This window comes from Aeromicrobium sp. UBA7512 (assembly GCF_002476985.1).
Taxonomy (GTDB): domain Bacteria; phylum Actinomycetota; class Actinomycetes; order Propionibacteriales; family Nocardioidaceae; genus Aeromicrobium; species Aeromicrobium phoceense.
The window spans coordinates 68,246-85,131 of sequence record NZ_DLNK01000001.1; the positions used below are offsets into that span (position 1 = coordinate 68,246).

At 69.2% G+C, this 16,886-nt stretch carries 11 protein-coding genes; 9 read left to right on the top strand and 2 right to left on the bottom strand.

The genetic code is table 11. The features are described from left to right. The 4 genes from rplJ to B2363_RS00380 all read left to right on the top strand — a co-directional run bounded on the left by rplJ (position 1) and on the right by B2363_RS00380 (position 8,879). Positions 1–636, top strand: coding sequence for a 50S ribosomal protein L10 (gene rplJ, locus B2363_RS00365; protein WP_181754410.1), 636 nt, complete (start codon positions 1–3; stop codon positions 634–636). 58 nt (positions 637–694) lie between these two features. Continuing rightward, on the top strand, positions 695–1,087 hold the full coding sequence (gene rplL / locus B2363_RS00370) for a 50S ribosomal protein L7/L12 (RefSeq protein WP_181754411.1): 393 nt from the start codon (positions 695–697) through the stop codon (positions 1,085–1,087). Positions 1,088–1,452: 365 nt separating this feature from the next. After that, positions 1,453–4,995 (top strand): DNA-directed RNA polymerase subunit beta, encoded by a 3,543-nt coding sequence (locus tag B2363_RS00375; protein ID WP_286927691.1) that lies wholly within the window; start codon positions 1,453–1,455, stop codon positions 4,993–4,995. Between the two features lie 59 nt (positions 4,996–5,054). Continuing rightward, positions 5,055–8,879, top strand: a complete 3,825-nt coding sequence (locus tag B2363_RS00380) for a DNA-directed RNA polymerase subunit beta' (RefSeq protein WP_181754416.1) — start codon at positions 5,055–5,057, stop codon at positions 8,877–8,879. Positions 8,880–8,951: 72 nt separating this feature from the next. Here B2363_RS00380 and B2363_RS00385 read toward each other — a convergent pair whose 3' ends face one another. Together B2363_RS00385 and B2363_RS00390 are read right to left on the bottom strand one after the other, a co-directional pair. Beyond that, a complete protein-coding gene (locus B2363_RS00385; RefSeq protein ID WP_181754418.1) occupies positions 8,952–10,106 on the bottom strand; it encodes an acyltransferase family protein in 1,155 nt (384 codons plus the stop codon). A gap of 57 nt (positions 10,107–10,163) precedes the next feature. After that, positions 10,164–11,273, bottom strand: a complete 1,110-nt coding sequence (locus B2363_RS00390) for a hypothetical protein (RefSeq protein WP_286927693.1) — start codon at positions 11,271–11,273, stop codon at positions 10,164–10,166. An 81-nt stretch (positions 11,274–11,354) separates the two neighbouring features. Here B2363_RS00390 and B2363_RS00395 point away from each other — a divergent pair, with 81 nt between their 5' ends. From B2363_RS00395 to rpsG, 5 genes are all read left to right on the top strand, one after another. Then, entirely contained in the window at positions 11,355–12,104 is a 750-nt protein-coding gene (locus tag B2363_RS00395) for a GntR family transcriptional regulator (protein ID WP_286927694.1), read from the top strand. Next, positions 12,101–14,932, top strand: coding sequence for an FAD-binding and (Fe-S)-binding domain-containing protein (locus tag B2363_RS00400; RefSeq protein ID WP_286927695.1), 2,832 nt, complete (start codon positions 12,101–12,103; stop codon positions 14,930–14,932). The genes B2363_RS00395 and B2363_RS00400 overlap by 4 nt, the downstream gene beginning before the upstream one ends. Positions 14,933–15,038: 106 nt before the next feature. Then, positions 15,039–15,770, top strand: a complete 732-nt coding sequence (locus B2363_RS00405) for a maleylpyruvate isomerase family mycothiol-dependent enzyme (RefSeq protein WP_286927696.1) — start codon at positions 15,039–15,041, stop codon at positions 15,768–15,770. Between the two features lie 231 nt (positions 15,771–16,001). Continuing rightward, positions 16,002–16,376 carry a 30S ribosomal protein S12 gene (rpsL, locus tag B2363_RS00410; RefSeq protein WP_019143662.1) on the top strand — a complete coding sequence of 125 codons (375 nt, stop codon included), beginning with the start codon at positions 16,002–16,004 and terminating at the stop codon, positions 16,374–16,376. After that, complete coding sequence (gene rpsG, locus B2363_RS00415) at positions 16,376–16,846, top strand: 30S ribosomal protein S7 (protein WP_078699135.1); 471 nt, start codon at positions 16,376–16,378, stop codon at positions 16,844–16,846. Before rpsL ends, rpsG begins: the two co-directional genes overlap by 1 nt. Positions 16,847–16,886: the final 40 nt, after the last annotated feature.

Below are 16,886 nucleotides of genomic sequence, written 5' to 3' on the forward strand. Positions count from 1 at the left end.
ATGGCACGCCCGGACAAGGCAGCAGCCGTCGCCGATCTCGCGGAGAGCTTCCGCGAGTCCAACGGCGCGGTGCTCACCGAGTACCGCGGCCTCAACGTCAAGCAGCTGCAGGATCTGCGGCGCGCGCTTGGCGATGCCGCGAGCTATGCCGTCGCCAAGAACACGCTGACCAAGATCGCCGCCAAGGACGCCGGAATCGAGCTCGACGAGTCGCTGCTCACCGGCCCCACCGCGATCGCCTTCATCACGGGCGACGCGGTCGAAGCGGCAAAGGGTCTGCGCGACTTCGCGAAGGCTAACCCCTCTCTCGTCGTCAAGGGCGGCTTCCTCGATGGGAAGCAGCTCGACGCCGAGGAGATCACGAAGCTGGCCGACCTCGAGTCGCGCGAGGTCCTCCTCGCCAAGCTCGCGGGTGGCTTGAAGGCCAACCTGGCCAAGGCCGCGGGGCTGTTCAACGCCCCGCTGTCGCAGGCAGCCCGCACCTTCGCGGCGCTGCAGGCGAAGGCCGAAGCCGATCCGTCGGTCCTGGCTGCGGGTGCTCCCGCCGCCGAGACCGCCGAGCAGGCACCTGCCGACGAGGCCCCCGCGGCCGAGTCGGCCACCGAGAACGTCGAGACCGACGTCACCGAGGGCTGAACCGCCCCGATTCCCATCGGGACCCCCTCGGGGTCTCATTGCAGAAAGGACGCCAAAAATGGCGAAGCTGAGCACCGACGAACTGTTGGACGCCTTCAAGGAGATGACGCTGATCGAGCTCTCTGAGTTCGTGAAGCAGTTCGAGGACACCTTCGAGGTCACCGCTGCTGCCCCGGTCGCCGTGGCCGCTGCGGGCGCCCCCGCCGCTGGTGGCGGCGACGCCGCCGCTGCCGAGGAGAAGGACGAGTTCGACGTCGTCCTCGAGGCTGCCGGCGACAAGAAGATCCAGGTCATCAAGGAGGTCCGTGGCCTCACGAGCCTGGGCCTCAAGGAGGCCAAGGATCTCGTCGAGAGCGCCCCCAAGGCCGTCCTGGAGGGCGTCAACAAGGACGCTGCCGAGAAGGCCAAGGAGGCCCTCGAGGCCGCCGGCGCCACGATCACCCTCAAGTGATCCACGGCTGACTGCTCGCGCGAGAGCGCTCGTTCCCCTCGGGGGACGGGCGCTTTCGCCGTTTCCGGGGGAGTCTGAATTCGCCGGGAGCAAAGGGGAAACGAAAGATCGTTCCCGATCATCGCGACGATGTCAAGACCCGGGGTTGATTTCGGTGTGTCGTCGCGATAGCATGAAGGTTCGCGCCTACTTTGTCATGCCCTTGAACGGTCCTGCCCGCTGTGTGCAGGACTTGACGGGGTCCCCGAAGCATGCGCGCGCACGGCACCTGTCGTGCGGGTTGGGCGGCGTGAGCCGCGCAACACAACTGAAGAGTACAGAACCGCCACGTTCATCGCATGCGAGTTCCTTCGGAAGGACTTCTCTTGGCCGCCTCGCGTACCGCCGCACCCACGAACACCACCTCGCGCATCTCGTTCGCGAAGATCGCAGAACCGCTCGAGGTTCCTGAACTTCTCTCCCTGCAGACCGACAGCTTCGACTGGCTGATCGGCAGCGACGCCTGGCGCGAGCGCGTCGAGGCCGATCTGGCCGCCGGACGCAACGACGTCTCGGCCAAGTCCGGCCTGGAGGAGATCTTCGAGGAGATCAGCCCCATCGAGGACTTCTCCGAGACGATGAGCCTGTCCTTCCGCGACCACCGGTTCGAGCCGGCGAAGTACTCGGTCGAGGACTGCAAGGACCGCGACGTCACCTACGCCGCCCCGCTGTTCGTCACCGCCGAGTTCATGAACAACGAGACCGGCGAGATCAAGAGCCAGACCGTCTTCATGGGCGAGTTCCCGCTCATGACCGACAAGGGCACCTTCATCATCAACGGCACCGAGCGTGTCGTCGTCTCCCAGCTCGTCCGCTCGCCGGGCGTGTACTTCGAGCGCACCCCCGACAAGACGTCCGACAAGGACATCTTCACGGCGCGCGTCATCCCGTCGCGCGGTGCGTGGCTGGAGTTCGAGATCGACAAGCGCGACATCGTCGGCGTCCGTCTCGACCGCAAGCGCAAGCAGTCCGTCACGATGCTGCTCAAGGCGCTGGGCTTCACCGAGGACGCGATCCTCGAGCAGTTCGGCCAGTACGAGTCCATCCGCATCACGATGGAGAAGGACTCGGTCCGCAGCGAGATCGTGCGCGAGGAGCTCGAGAAGAAGGCTCGCGACGCCGCCGTCACCACCGAGATGGTCGACGCCGAGGTCACGCGTCGCTCGCTCATCGACATCTACCGCAAGCTGCGTCCGGGCGAGCCGCCGTCGGTCGAGGCCGCGCAGACCCTGCTCGAGAACTACTACTTCAACCCGAAGCGGTACGACACGGCCAAGGTCGGTCGCCACAAGATCAACAAGAAGCTCGGCACCGACGCGGCGTTCGACCAGCAGACGCTGACGCTCGACGACGTCGTGGCCACGATCCGCTACGTCGTGGCACTGCACGACGGCGCCACCGAGCTCGAGACCCCGGCCGGCACCGTCCCGGTCGAGGCCGACGACATCGACCACTTCGGCAACCGTCGTATGCGCACGGTCGGCGAGCTGATCCAGAACCAGCTCCGTACCGGCCTGGCCCGCATGGAGCGTGTCGTGCGCGAGCGGATGACGACCCAGGACGTCGAGGCCATCACGCCGCAGACCCTGATCAACATCCGTCCGATCACGGCCGCGCTGAAGGAGTTCTTCGGCACCAGCCAGCTGTCGCAGTTCATGGACCAGAACAACCCGCTCGCGGGCCTGACGCACAAGCGTCGTCTGTCGGCCCTCGGCCCGGGTGGTCTGTCGCGTGAGCGCGCCGGCTACGAGGTCCGCGACGTCCACCCGTCGCACTACGGCCGCATGTGCCCGATCGAGACCCCGGAAGGTCCGAACATCGGCCTGATCGGCTCGCTCGCGTCGTTCGGACGGATCAACCCGTTCGGCTTCGTCGAGACGCCGTACCGCCGCGTCATCGACGGCAAGGTCAGCACGCAGATCGACTACCTCACCGCCACGGATGAGGACCGCTACATCGTCGCCCAGGCGAACTCGATCCTCAACGAGGACGGCTCGTTCGCCGAGGACGCCGTGCTGGTGCGCCAGCGTGGCGGCGAGGCCGAGCTCCGCCCGGCCGAAGAGGTCGACTACATGGACGTCTCGCCGCGCCAGATGGTGTCGGTCGCGACCGCCCTGATCCCGTTCCTCGAGCACGACGATGCGAACCGCGCGCTCATGGGCGCCAACATGCAGCGTCAGGCCGTCCCGCTGATCCGCAACGACGCCCCGCTCGTCGGCACCGGCATGGAGTTCCGTGCCGCCGTCGACGCCGGTGACGTCACCGTCGCCAAGAAGCCCGGCGTCGTCAAGGAGGTCTCGGCGGACTCCGTCGAGATCATGGAGGACGAGGGCACGTACACCACGTACCGCCTGGCGAAGTTCCGTCGCTCGAACCAGGGCACCTGCACGAACCAGCGCCCGCTGGTCCGTGAGGGTCAGCGGGTCGAGGTCGGCACGCCGCTGGCCGACGGTCCCTGCACCGACGAGGGCGAGATGGCGCTGGGCACCAACCTGCTCGTCGCCTTCATGCCCTGGCAGGGCCACAACTACGAGGACGCGATCATCCTGTCCCAGCGCGTCGTCCAGGACGACCTGCTGACCTCGATCCACATCGAGGAGCACGAGGTCGACGCCCGCGACACGAAGCTGGGCCCGGAGGAGATCACGCGCGACGTCCCGAACGTCAGCGAGGAGACCCTCGCCAACCTCGACGAGCGCGGCATCATCCGCATCGGCGCCGAGGTCGGCAACGGCGACATCCTCGTCGGCAAGGTCACGCCCAAGGGCGAGACCGAGCTGACCCCCGAGGAGCGCCTGCTGCGCGCGATCTTCGGCGAGAAGGCGCGCGAGGTGCGCGACACCTCGCTCAAGGTCCCGCACGGCGAGTCCGGCACCGTCATCGGCGTGCGCGTCTTCGACGCGTCCGAGGGTGACGAGCTCAGCCCCGGCGTGAACCAGCTGGTGCGTGTCTACGTGGCCCAAAAGCGCAAGATCAGCCACGGTGACAAGCTCGCCGGCCGTCACGGCAACAAGGGCGTCATCGCGAAGATCCTGCCCGTCGAGGACATGCCGTTCCTCGAGGACGGCACCGCGGTCGACATCGTGCTCAACCCGCTGGGCGTGCCCGGTCGAATGAACGTCGGTCAGGTCCTGGAGAACCACCTCGGGTGGATCGCCAAGGCCGGCTGGGAAGTTCCGGCCGAGAACAAGGAGGAGTGGGCCGAGCGCCTGCGCAAGATCGGTGCCGACACGGCCCCCGCGAACACGAACATCGCCACCCCGGTGTTCGACGGTGCGCGCGAGGACGAGATCTCCGGTCTGCTCTCCAACACGCGTCCGAACCGCGACGGCGACCGCATGGTCGGCCCGGACGGCAAGGCGCGTCTGTTCGACGGTCGCACCGGCGAGCGGTTCCCCGATCCCATCAGCGTCGGCTACATGTACATGCTGAAGCTGCACCACCTGGTCGACGACAAGATCCACGCGCGCTCGACCGGCCCGTACTCGATGATCACCCAGCAGCCGCTCGGCGGTAAGGCCCAGTTCGGTGGCCAGCGCTTCGGTGAGATGGAGGTCTGGGCCCTGGAGGCCTACGGCGCCGCGTACGCGCTGCAGGAGCTGCTGACGATCAAGTCCGACGACATCGTCGGTCGCGTCAAGGTGTACGAAGCCATCGTGAAGGGCGAGAACGTCCCCGAACCGGGTATCCCCGAGTCGTTCAAGGTTCTCGTCAAGGAGATGCAGTCCCTGTGTCTCAACGTCGAAGTGCTCTCCGCCGACGGCTCCGCCGTCGAGATGAAGGACTCCGAGGAGGAGTTCTTCCGCGCTGCCGAAGAGCTCGGTATCGACCTGTCCCGCCGCGAGCCGTCGTCCGTCGACGAGCTCTGAGCACCACCGATACCGACCACTTCGACTCTGCTCCATCTTTGAAAGGGAAAGAAGACACCGTGCTCGACGTGAACTTCTTCGATCAGCTCAAGATCGGTCTCGCGACCGCCGACGACATCCGCAACTGGTCGTTCGGCGAGGTCAAGAAGCCGGAGACGATCAACTACCGCACGCTCAAGCCCGAGCGTGACGGACTCTTCTGCGAGAAGATCTTCGGTCCCACCCGGGACTGGGAGTGCTATTGCGGCAAGTACAAGCGCGTGCGCTTCAAGGGCATCATCTGTGAGCGCTGCGGGGTCGAGGTGACCCGCTCCAAGGTGCGCCGTGAGCGGATGGGCCACATCGAGCTCGCCGCCCCGGTCACGCACATCTGGTACTTCAAGGGCGTGCCGAGCCGGCTGGGCTACCTGCTGGACCTGGCGCCGAAGGACCTGGAGAAGGTCATCTACTTCGCGGCCTACATGATCACCTCGGTCGACGACGATGCGCGTCATCGTGACCTCGACAGCCTCGAGGGCAAGATCCGCCAGGAGATCGACCAGATCGAGAACCGCAAGAACGGCGCGATCAACGCCCGGGCGATCAAGCTCGAGGAGGACGTCGCGGCGCTCGAGGCGGAGGAGGCCAAGGCGGCCGAGCTGCGCAAGGTCCGCGATGCGGCCGAGCGTGAGATGGGCCAGCTGCGCGATCGCCACGACCGTGAGATCGCGCGCATCCAGGAGGTCTGGGACCGGTTCAAGAACCTCAAGGTCCAGGACCTCGAGGGTGACGAGCTGCTGTTCCGCGAGATGCAGTACCGCTTCGGCAAGTACTTCGAGGGCTACATGGGCGCTGCGGCGATCCAGAAGCGCCTGCAGGACTTCGACCTCGACGCCGAGGCCGAGCTGCTGCGCGAGATCATCGCCACGGGCAAGGGTCAGCGCAAGACCCGTGCCCTCAAGCGCCTCAAGGTCGTCTCGGCCTTCATGGGCAGCGAGAACAACCCGGCGGGCATGGTCCTGGACGCCGTCCCGGTGATCCCGCCGGAGCTGCGCCCGATGGTCCAGCTCGACGGTGGCCGTTTCGCGACGTCCGACCTGAACGACCTGTACCGCCGCGTCATCAACCGCAACAACCGCCTCAAGCGACTGCTCGATCTCGGCGCGCCCGAGATCATCGTCAACAACGAGAAGCGGATGCTGCAGGAGGCCGTGGACTCGCTGTTCGACAACGGCCGTCGTGGCCGTCCCGTCACGGGTCCGGGCAACCGCCCGCTGAAGTCGATCTCCGACATGCTCAAGGGCAAGCAGGGTCGCTTCCGTCAGAACCTGCTCGGCAAGCGCGTCGACTACTCGGGCCGTTCGGTCATCGTCGTCGGCCCGCAGCTCAAGCTGCACCAGTGCGGTCTGCCCAAGCAGATGGCGCTCGAGCTGTTCAAGCCGTTCGTGATGAAGCGTCTGGTCGACCTGAACCACGCGCAGAACATCAAGAGCGCCAAGCGCATGGTCGAGCGTGCTCGCCCGGTCGTGTGGGACGTGCTCGAAGAGGTCATCACCGAGCACCCCGTGCTGCTGAACCGCGCGCCCACCCTGCACCGTCTGGGCATCCAGGCGTTCGAGCCGCAGCTCATCGAGGGCAAGGCCATCCAGATCCACCCGCTCGTCTGCTCGGCCTTCAACGCCGACTTCGACGGTGACCAGATGGCCGTGCACCTGCCGCTGTCGGCCGAGGCGCAGGCCGAGGCCCGCGTCCTGATGCTCTCGACGAACAACATCCTCAAGCCGTCGGACGGCCGACCGGTCACCATGCCCACCCAGGACATGATCATCGGTCTGTACTTCCTCACGCTCGACCGTGACGGTCACGTGGGCGAGGGCCGTGCGTTCAGCTCGCCCTCCGAGGCGACGATGGCGTTCGAGCGGGGCGAGATCACGCTGCAGAGCAAGGTCAAGATCCGCATCAACGGCGAGATCCGCGACACGACGCTCGGCCGCGCGATCTTCAACGACACGCTCCCGGACGACTACCCGTTCGTGAACTTCCAGGTCGGCAAGAAGGAGCTCGGCGTCATCGTCAACGACCTCGCCGAGCGCTACAGCAAGGTCGACGTGGCCGTCGCGCTGGACAACCTGAAGGACGCCGGCTTCCACTGGGCGACCCGCTCGGGCGTCACCATCTCGATGGACGACGTGGTCAGCCCGCAGGAGAAGGGCAAGATCCTCGAGAAGTACGAGGGTCAGGCCGCCAAGGTGCAGCAGCAGTTCGACCGCGGTCTCATCACCGAGGACGAGCGTCGCCAGGAGCTCATCGAGATCTGGACCCAGGCCACGGCCGAGGTCGCGGGCACGATGGAGGAGATGTTCAAGGCCAGCGGGGACAACCCGATCTGGATGATGGTCAACTCCGGTGCTCGAGGCAACATGATGCAGCTGCGTCAGATCGCCGCCATGCGAGGCCTGGTCGCCAATCCGAAGGGCGAGATCATCCCGCGCCCGATCAAGGCGAACTACCGCGAGGGCCTGTCGGTCGTCGAGTACTTCATCGCGACCCACGGCGCTCGTAAGGGCCTGGCCGACACCGCGCTGCGTACGGCCGACTCGGGTTACCTGACCCGTCGTCTGGTCGACGTCAGCCAGGACGTCATCATCCGCGAGGAGGACTGCGGCACCGAGCGTGGTCTGCCCAAGGTGATCGCGACGCGCCTCGACGACGGCACCCTCGTGGCCGCCGAGAACGTCGAGACCTCGGCCTACGCCCGCAACGCCGCGGTGGACATCGTCCACCCGGAGTCGGGCGAGGTGCTGGTCGGTGCGGGCGAGGACCTCGGCGACGTCGAGATCCACCAGCTCATCGCCGCCGGCGTCGAGTCGATCAAGGTGCGCACGGTCCTGACCTGCGATGCCAAGACCGGCACGTGCGCCAAGTGCTACGGCCGTTCGCTGGCCACCGGCAAGCTCGTCGACATCGGCGAGGCCGTCGGCACCATCGCGGCCCAGTCGATCGGTGAGCCCGGCACGCAGCTGACGATGCGTACCTTCCACACCGGTGGTGTGGCCGGTGACGACATCACGCACGGTCTGCCGCGCGTCGTCGAGCTCTTCGAGGCTCGTCAGCCCAAGGGCAAGGCGCCGATCACCGAGGCCGCCGGTCGCGTCACGATCGACGACTCCGACAAGGGTCGCAAGATCGTGGTCACGCCCGACGACGGTGCCGAGCCGATGGAGTACCCCGTCACGAAGCGCGCGCGCCTGCAGGTGCAGGACGGCGACTCGGTCGAGGTCGGCGACCAGCTCACGCACGGTACGCCCGATCCGCAGGAGGTCCTGCGCATCCTGGGTGTCCGCAAGGCGCAGGAGCACCTCGTGGACGAGGTCCAGGAGGTCTACCGCAGCCAGGGCGTGGCGATCCACGACAAGCACATCGAGATCATCGTGCGCCAGATGCTCCGTCGCGTGACGGTCATCGAGCAGGGTGACGCGAAGCTGATCCCCGGCGATCTCGCGGACCGCGCGATCTTCGAGGAGGAGAACCGTCGCGTCGTCGCCGAGGGTGGCACCCCCGCCTCGGGCCGTCCGGTGCTGATGGGTATCACGAAGGCCTCGCTGGCCGTCGAGTCCTGGCTGTCGGCCGCCTCCTTCCAGGAGACGACCCGCGTCCTCACCGAGGCCGCGATCCAGGGCAAGTCGGACTCGCTGCGCGGTCTGAAGGAGAACATCATCATCGGCAAGCTGATCCCGGCCGGCACCGGCCTGGAGCGGTACCGCAACATCCGGGTCGAGCCGACCGAGGAGGCGCGTCAGAACGCCTACGCGGTCACCGGCTACGACAGCTTCGACTACCAGTTCGGAGCCTCGGACGCGGCGCCGGTGGCGTTGGACGACTACGACTTCAGCTTCGACAAGTGAGTCACTGAGTCACGCGAAGGGGCCCTGCCGATCCGGCAGGGCCCCTTCGTCATGCCCGGGGTGGGCGGTGGGTCAGCGGAGGTGGTGTCCCAGCGGGCGGTGGTGCCGCGACGGGTAGGCCGGCTCGAGGCCGCGGTCCCACACGTCCGGGTGCTCGCCCTGGAAGTGGTCGGTGTCCTCGCTGGGGTCGCGGAACATCCAGGTCAGGCGCGGCTCGAAGACCGGCCGGAACACCGTGGCCACCGGCTTGGTCATCAGCAGGTTCGCCACGATGAGCGCCGTGACGATGCAGCCGAGCACGGCAGTCGCGCCGTAGGGCTCGATCCGGGCCCACAGGTCGTAGTGGCGATCGAGCCACAGGATGACGAAGCCGTGCAGCAGGTAGCAGTAGAAGGTGCGGCCGCCGAGCGTCGTGGTCCACGAGCGACCCCGCGGGATGAGCGACAGCGCCGCGAGGGTCAGCACCAGCGCGATGACCATCAGCAGCGCGCGGATCGCGACGCCCTCGAGCGGCGCCGCGTCGAGCTCGTCGTAGCGCGCCTTCCACAGCAGCCAGGTCGTGGTGGGCCAGCGGTCGGCCCACGACTGGGCGAAGAGCTGGCAGGCGACGAACGCACCGACCAGCAGCGCCACCGAGACGATGCGGATCCGGGTGCGCCCGAGTCGCAGGAACATGTCGCGGTCGAAGTGCAGGCCGATCACGTAGAACGGCAGCAGTCCCAGCACCTTCGGCAGAGCGAGGACGTTGGGGATCTCGATGAGCCCGGCCAGCAGGGAGATCAGGACAGCGGTCGTGATCGGGTACTTCAGCGCCCGCCAGATGGGCGTGGTGAGCCGCCAGATGAACAGGGCCGCGAGGAACCAGCCAAGCCACTGCGGCGACAGGATCATCAGGTATTCGGGCTCGCCGTCGTAGTGGCGGGTGATCAGCTGCAGGCCGGTCTCGACGATCAGGTACGGCACGATCAGGGTGGAGACGATGCGGCGGATCTGGCGGAAGTCGCCGACGTAGTGCCGGGCGGTGTAGCCCGAGATCAGCACGAAGAACGGCATGTGGAACGAGTAGATCCACGTGTAGACGCCGCGCGCGGAGTCCATCACCACGAGCTCGGTGAGCGAGTGCCCGATCACGACCAGGAGCATGACCCAGTACCGCGCGTTGTCGAGGTACGCGACACGTTCCTTCGGCGCTGAGGTGCTGACCGGCAGCGGATCGAGGCGGCTCATCGCCTCGACTCTAGTAGTTCCCGGCCGCGCCGCAGCCCGTGCGATTCCGCGGTGGGATCAGGCCGGAGGCGTCAGGAAGAGCGAGAGGTAGTTGCCCCGCGCCGAGAGCGTGTGCACCGTGCGCACGCCCGTGCCGTCGGCCTTCGTGCCCCACGTCGTGATGATGACCTCGTTGAGGTCGGCCACGACGTCGCGCTCGAGGGCGCCCTCGACGCGCTCGCTGGTGAAGGTCTCGGCGACCTCGGTGGCGATGGAGGCGCGCAGCGTGGTCATCGTGGCGAACGGCGGACGCTGGCCCGACAGCAGGACGGTGGCGCTCGACGGCGGCAGGTAGCCGTCGATGACGGGCTCCGTGGCGGGGGCGTCCTCGTCCATCTTGGGCCAGATCCAGTCGGTCTTCTCGGTGGTGTCCTCGACCTCGACGGGGTCCTCGAGCTCCTCGGGAGTGCGATCCTCCTGGCCGGTGCGGGGATCGCCGACGTAGGAGAGGTCGAGGCGCATCACGGGCCGCTCGAGCGAGGCGAAGTTGCCGGTGCGGGTGGAGACGCGTCCGGGATCCACGGTCAGGTGCACGCGCAGGTCGCGCCCGCCCGGGCTCGTGCCGGTGATGTCGAGGTCGCAGCCCGTGACGCGGCGGTCCTTCGCCTGGCAGTACGCGGACAGGTCGTCGGTGACGATGTCGGACTCGGGCAGCAGGACGTCGAGCTCGGCGAGCATCCGGCGCACGACGAGCGTCGGGTTCCCGTCGACGCGCATCAGCGAGACGAACGTGTCGGGCTTCGGCGGATCGTCGAGGTCCTCGAAGAGGTCGCCCTCGGGGCGGGTGTCCACGGTGGGAGTTGGTGTGGGGGTGGGCGTGGTGTCGGTGCCCTCCTCCTCGGCCTCCTCCGCGTCCTCCAGCGCCTGCTCCGCGCGCACGGCGTCGAGCTCGGGCTTGAAGGCGTCGATCAGGCGCTCGCTGCGGTAGCGAACCAGGGGGCCGAGCTGGGTGGCGCCGGGGGGAACGCTCAGCCCGTAGGCGATCGGGCTCGCCGGACCGGACTCGTGCGAGTCGATCTCGGGCGGCACGGTGGTGCGGTCGGCGCTCGGCACACCCCCGTCGGACGTGCAGCCGGTCAACGTCAGGAGCGCCGTCGTCGCGGCGATGGCAGCAGTCAGACGGCGCATCGAATCCCTTGGTAGATGTGGACCACCCAAGGTTACAAGGTGGCGCCGTATGGTTCTGTCCATGATCGTCCCGAGGCGACCGTGACCGCACGGACGACCGCCACCGACCGTGTCTTCGCGCTGCTGCGCGAGCAGATCGTCGGCGGCGAGCTCGCGGCGGGATCGCAGCACTCCATCTATCGGCTGTCCGAGCAGCTCGACGTCTCCCGCACCCCGGTCCGCGAGGCCGTGCTGCGGCTGGCGGACCTCGGTCTGGTCGAGATCGAGCGCAACCGGGGCGTGCGCATCCGCGGCGTGACCGTGGCCGACGTCCGCGAGGTCTTCGAGCTGAGGCTGCTGCTCGAGGTGCCGGCCGCCGCGGCAGCGGCGCGCCTCGCCGACCGCGCCCTGCTGGACGAGCTGGCCGCCAACGTCGAGGCGACCCGGGCCCACGCGGAGGCCGGGCGCCGGACCGACTTCACCCGGGTCGACCGCGACTTCCACTCGCTGGTGGCGTCCGCGGTGCGCAATCCGCGGCTGGAGGCGGAGGTCACCCGCCTGCGCGACTCGATCCAGGCGCGGGGCGTCTCCACCTTCGGGCGCTCGCGCCCGCTCGGTGAGGTGGCCGCCGAGCACGCTCCCGTGGCGGAGGCGGTCGCGGCCCGCCAGCCCGAGGCCGCAGCCGCACGGATGGCGGCGCACCTCGAGCGCACCGGGACGCTGCTGATGCGCCAGGTGGCGGGACCGGGGGAGACCGTCGACCCGGGGTGGGCCGACGACGTCCGCGGAGCCACCGCGGCCGCGGGTAGTAGCATGCTACTGACGGACTCCGCGGACGAAGGACACCGATGACCACGCCTCCCCTCGAGCGCACGCACGCCGGCGACGTCCTGTCGGCGCTGGACCGGGCCGGGGTGCGCGACGTCGACTCCTCGTCGCTGGCGCGCGCGCTCTACAGCTCCGACGCCTCGCTCTACCGGGTCGAGCCCACCGTGGTCGTCCGCCCGCACGACATCGACGAGGTCCACGCCGTCGTCGAGGCGTGCCGCACCACCGGTACCCCGCTCACCTCCCGCGGCGCCGGCACCTCGATCGCCGGCAACGCGATCGGCACGGGCGTCGTGCTCGACTTCTCGCGCCACATGAACCGCATCCACGCGATCGACGAGGCCACGCGCACCGCGCAGGTCCAGCCGGGGGTCGTGCACGCGACGCTCCAGCGCGCGGCCGCGCCGGCGGGACTGCGCTACGGGCCCGATCCGTCCACCCACACGCGGTGCACGGTGGGCGGGATGATCGGCAACAACGCCTGCGGCAACCGCGCGCTGGGCTACGGGCGCAGCGCCGACAACGTGGCCGCCCTCGACCTGCTGACGATGTCGGGGGAGCGGTTCCAGGTGGGCCGCGACGTCACGGTGGCGTCCGACCGGCTCGAGCGGCTCCGCTCGCTCGTGGGCGCCAACCTCTCCACCGTCCGCACCGAGTTCGGCCGCTTCGGCCGCCAGGTTTCGGGGTACAGCCTCGAGCACCTGCTGCCCGAGCGCGGCTTCGACGTCGCCTCCTTCATGGCCGGCACCGAGGGCACGCTCGCGGTGATGCTGGGCGCCACGGTCGACCTCGTCGCCGACGCGCCGGTCCGCCACCTCGTCGTGCTGTCCTTCCCCTCGATGGCCGAGGCCGCCGACCACGTCCCGGCGATCCTGCCGTTCGAGCCGATCGCGTGCGAGGGTCTGGGCGGCCGCATCGTCGAGGTCTATCGCGCGGCGAACGGCGTCTCGTCCGTTCCCGAGCTGCCCGAGGGCGACGGCTTCCTCTACGTCGAGCTGGCAGGGGACGACGCGGCCGAGCTGCGCGCCCGGGCCGACCGGGTCGTCAGCGCCTCGGGTGCGCTCGGCCACCGCCACGTCACCTCCCCGATCGAGCAGTCGGTCCTGTGGAGGATCCGCGAGGAGGGCGCCGGCCTGGCGTCGCGCGCCTGGGACCGCCCGGCGCTCGCCGGCTGGGAGGACGCCGCCGTCCCGCCGGAGCGGCTGGGGGAGTACCTCCGCGGCTTCGAGGCACTGCTCGACCAGCACGGCCTGCACGGCACCCTGTTCGGCCACTTCGGCGACGGCTGCGTGCACGTGCGCATCGACTTCCCGCTCGACGCGCCCGACGGCCGCCGGGGGTTCCGGTCCTTCCTCACCGATGCCGCCACGCTGACCGCCTCGTACGGCGGCTCCTTCTCCGGCGAGCACGGCGACGGCCGGGCCCGGTCCGAGCTGCTGCCCCTCATGTACTCGCCGGAGGCCGTCTCCCTGTTCGAGCAGGTCAAGGCGGTCTTCGACCCCGACGACCTGATGAACCCGGGCGTCCTCGTGCGACCCCGTCCGCTCGACGCCGACCTGCGCGGCATGGGCGCCGGCTGGCCCGCCGGCCTTCCCGGGCAGCGGCGCGGACTCAAGCTGCTGCACGACGACGGCGACTTCGGCGCCGCGGTGCACCGGTGCACGGGAGTGGGCAAGTGCCTCGCGGCGCCCGCGTCCGGCGTCATGTGTCCCTCGTTCCAGGCCACCCGCCAGGAGAAGGACTCCACGCGTGGTCGAGCCCGCGTGCTGCAGGAGATGATCGACGGGCGTCTCGTCGACGGCGGCTGGAGCAGCCCGGAGGTGCACGAGGCGCTCGACCTGTGCCTGTCGTGCAAGGGGTGCCTGGGCGACTGCCCCACCGGTGTGGACATGGCCAGCTACAAGTCCGAGGTGCTGCACCAGACCTACCGCGGCAAGCTGCGGCCCCGCAGTCACTACGTCCTGGGCCGGCTCCCGTTGTGGGCGCGACTCACCGCGCCGGTCGCGCGCCTGGCGAACCTGGCCCTGCGCACGCCGGGCGTCGCGCACCTCGCCCGTTGGGTGGCGGGCGTCGACCAGCGCCGCAGCCTGCCCGCCTTCGCGACCCGCACCTTCTCCAAGGTCCTGGCGCGGGAGGAGCGTGCCACCGGCGGCGATCCCGTGCTGCTGTGGGCCGACTCCTTCACCGAGTACTTCTCCACCGACGCCGGCCGGGCGGCCGTGCGTCTGCTCGAGGCGGCCGGGTACGAGATCCGGCTGCTCGAGCGCCAGCAGTGCTGCGGGCTGACCTGGATCTCGACCGGTCAGCTCGACCAGGCCGCCGAGCTGGCGGGCGCTGCCGTCGACCAGCTGCACCCCTACGTCGCGGCCGGGATCCCGGTGGTCGGCCTCGAGCCCTCGTGCCTCGCGGTCCTGCGCACCGACGCCGTCGAGCTCGTCGCCGACCCGCGCGCGGCCGAGGTGGCGAAGGGCGTGTTCACCCTGGCCGAGCTGCTGGCCGACCGCGAGGAGCTCGAGGTGCCCGACCTGTCCGGGCGCACCCTCGTGGTTCAGCCGCACTGCCACCAGGCCTCGGTCATGGGCTTCGAGGCCGACCTGCGCCTGCTGTCGCGGACCGGCGCGAGCGTCGTCCGGGTGGGCGGGTGCTGCGGTCTCGCCGGCAACTTCGGCGTCGAGCAGGGGCACTACGAGGTCTCGGTCGCCGTGGCCGAGCAGCAGCTGCTCCCCGCCGTCCGCGACGCCGGTCCCGACGCGATCGTCGTCGCCGACGGGTTCAGCTGCCGCACCCAGCTCGACGACCTCGCCGACGTCCAGGCCGTCCACCTCGCCCAACTGCTCCTCGGCGACCGCTGACCACCGCCCCCCGGGGGGCAACTTTTGTGACACCGTTCGGTTCGATCCGGCTCGGCGTGCCGAACCGCGTCACAAAAGTCGGGCGTGGGGCGGGAGGATGGGCCCCATGGAAGACCCGCTGATCCTGCTCGGCCGCGAGATGGCCGGCTTCGCCGCCCTCGTCGGGGACATCGAGGGCGACGAGCCCGTGCCCGCCTGCCCCGGCTGGACCTCGGCCGACGTCGTCCGTCACCTCGGCTCGATCCACCGGTGGGCCGCGGCCATCGTGCTGTCGGGCCAGCGGATCCCCGACGAGCCGGCCGCGCGCGCGAGCGAGCCGCTGGACGAGTGGTACGCCGGCACCGCCACGGCCCTCATCGCGGCGCTGCAGGCGGTGGATCCCGACGAGCCGGTGCCGAACTTCTCGCGCACCGACGAGGTGGCCGCCTTCTGGCCGCGGCGCCAGCTGCACGAGACCTGCATCCACCGGGTCGACCTGCTCCAGGCGTGCGGGCGCCCGGACCTCACGTGGGACGTCGATCCCGAGGTCGCGGGGGACGGGATCGCCGAGGTGATCCGTGTCTTCGGCCGCCGGATGACCGACCGCGGGAAGCGGCCCCACGTCCACGCGCCCGTCCGTCTCGTCGCCACCGACCTGGAGCGCAGCTGGATCGTCGCGCCCGACGAGGACGACCCCGAGGGACCGCCGCGCCTCGTCCAGCGCGAGATCGACGTTGACGGCGAGGCCGTCGGCACGGCGACCGACCTGTACCTCGCCCTGTGGGGCAGGGCGCCGGCGTCCGCCGTAGCGCCCTCGGGTGCGGCCGTCGCCTGGTTCGACGGGCCGCGCGTCCCCTGACGCCCGGCCGCTGCCGGCCGGTGGAGGCGATTTGTCCCGACGCGGCGGGCTCAGGTAGTATGGGGAGCCGTGCCCGACGTGAGTCGGTGCGACGTTCGAACGGACAAGGGCCCCTGGCCCGATGATCCGTGACCACGGTGGTCGGATGCCCCCGTGGTGGAGATCGAGAAAGACCCGCGAGGCGGTATGCGCGCCCGCGACTGCACGGGAGAATTCCCAGGAAGAGGCATAGTGCCCACCATCAACCAGCTTGTCCGCAAGGGCCGCCAGAGCAAGGTCGTCAAGACCAACACCCCGGCCCTGAAGGGTTCGCCCCAGCGGCGTGGCGTGTGCACCCGCGTGTACACCACGACCCCCAAGAAGCCGAACTCCGCGCTGCGGAAGGTCGCTCGTGTCCGCCTCTCCAGCGGCACCGAGGTGACCGCCTACATCCCCGGTGAGGGCCACAACCTCCAGGAGCACTCGATCGTGCTCGTTCGCGGTGGTCGTGTGAAGGACCTCCCGGGTGTCCGCTACAAGATCATTCGCGGCTCCCTCGACACGCAGGGTGTCAAGGGCCGCAAGCAGGCTCGCAGCCGTTACGGCGCGAAGAAGGAGAAGAGCTGATGCCTCGCAAGGGTCCCGCTCCGAAGCGTGCCATCGAGACCGATCCGGTCTACGGCAGTCAGCTGGTCACCCAGCTGATCAACAAGGTGCTGTTCGACGGCAAGAAGCAGGTCGCACAGCGCATCGTCTACAGCGCCCTCGAGGGCACGCGTGAGAAGTCCGGCACCGATCCGGTCATCACCCTCAAGCGCGCGCTCGACAACGTCAAGCCCGCCCTGGAGGTCAAGAGCCGCCGCGTCGGTGGCGCCACCTACCAGGTCCCGGTCGACGTCCGTCCGGGCCGTCAGACCACTCTCGCGCTGCGCTGGCTCGTCAAGTACAGCTCCGAGCGTCGCGAGAAGACCATGGCCGAGCGTCTCCAGAACGAGCTGCTCGACGCCAGCAACGGCCTGGGTGCCAGCGTGAAGAAGCGCGAGGACACCCACAAGATGGCCGAAGCCAACAAGGCGTTCGCCCACTACCGCTGGTGACCGTGAGCGCGGTGACCCCGCGCTCGCCCACCCACCCCCA

Excerpts from the sequence above, each read along its gene's own strand:
- rplJ (WP_181754410.1), top strand. The coding sequence starts at position 1 with ATGGCACGCCCGGACAAGGCAGCAGCCGTCGCCGATCTCGCGGAGAGC.
- rplL (WP_181754411.1), top strand. The coding sequence starts at position 695 with ATGGCGAAGCTGAGCACCGACGAACTGTTGGACGCCTTCAAGGAGATG.
- B2363_RS00385 (WP_181754418.1), bottom strand. The coding sequence starts at position 10,106 with ATGAGCCGCCTCGATCCGCTGCCGGTCAGCACCTCAGCGCCGAAGGAA.
- B2363_RS00390 (WP_286927693.1), bottom strand. The coding sequence starts at position 11,273 with ATGCGCCGTCTGACTGCTGCCATCGCCGCGACGACGGCGCTCCTGACG.
- B2363_RS00400 (WP_286927695.1), top strand. The coding sequence starts at position 12,101 with ATGACCACGCCTCCCCTCGAGCGCACGCACGCCGGCGACGTCCTGTCG.
- B2363_RS00405 (WP_286927696.1), top strand. The coding sequence starts at position 15,039 with ATGGAAGACCCGCTGATCCTGCTCGGCCGCGAGATGGCCGGCTTCGCC.
- rpsG (WP_078699135.1), top strand. The coding sequence starts at position 16,376 with ATGCCTCGCAAGGGTCCCGCTCCGAAGCGTGCCATCGAGACCGATCCG.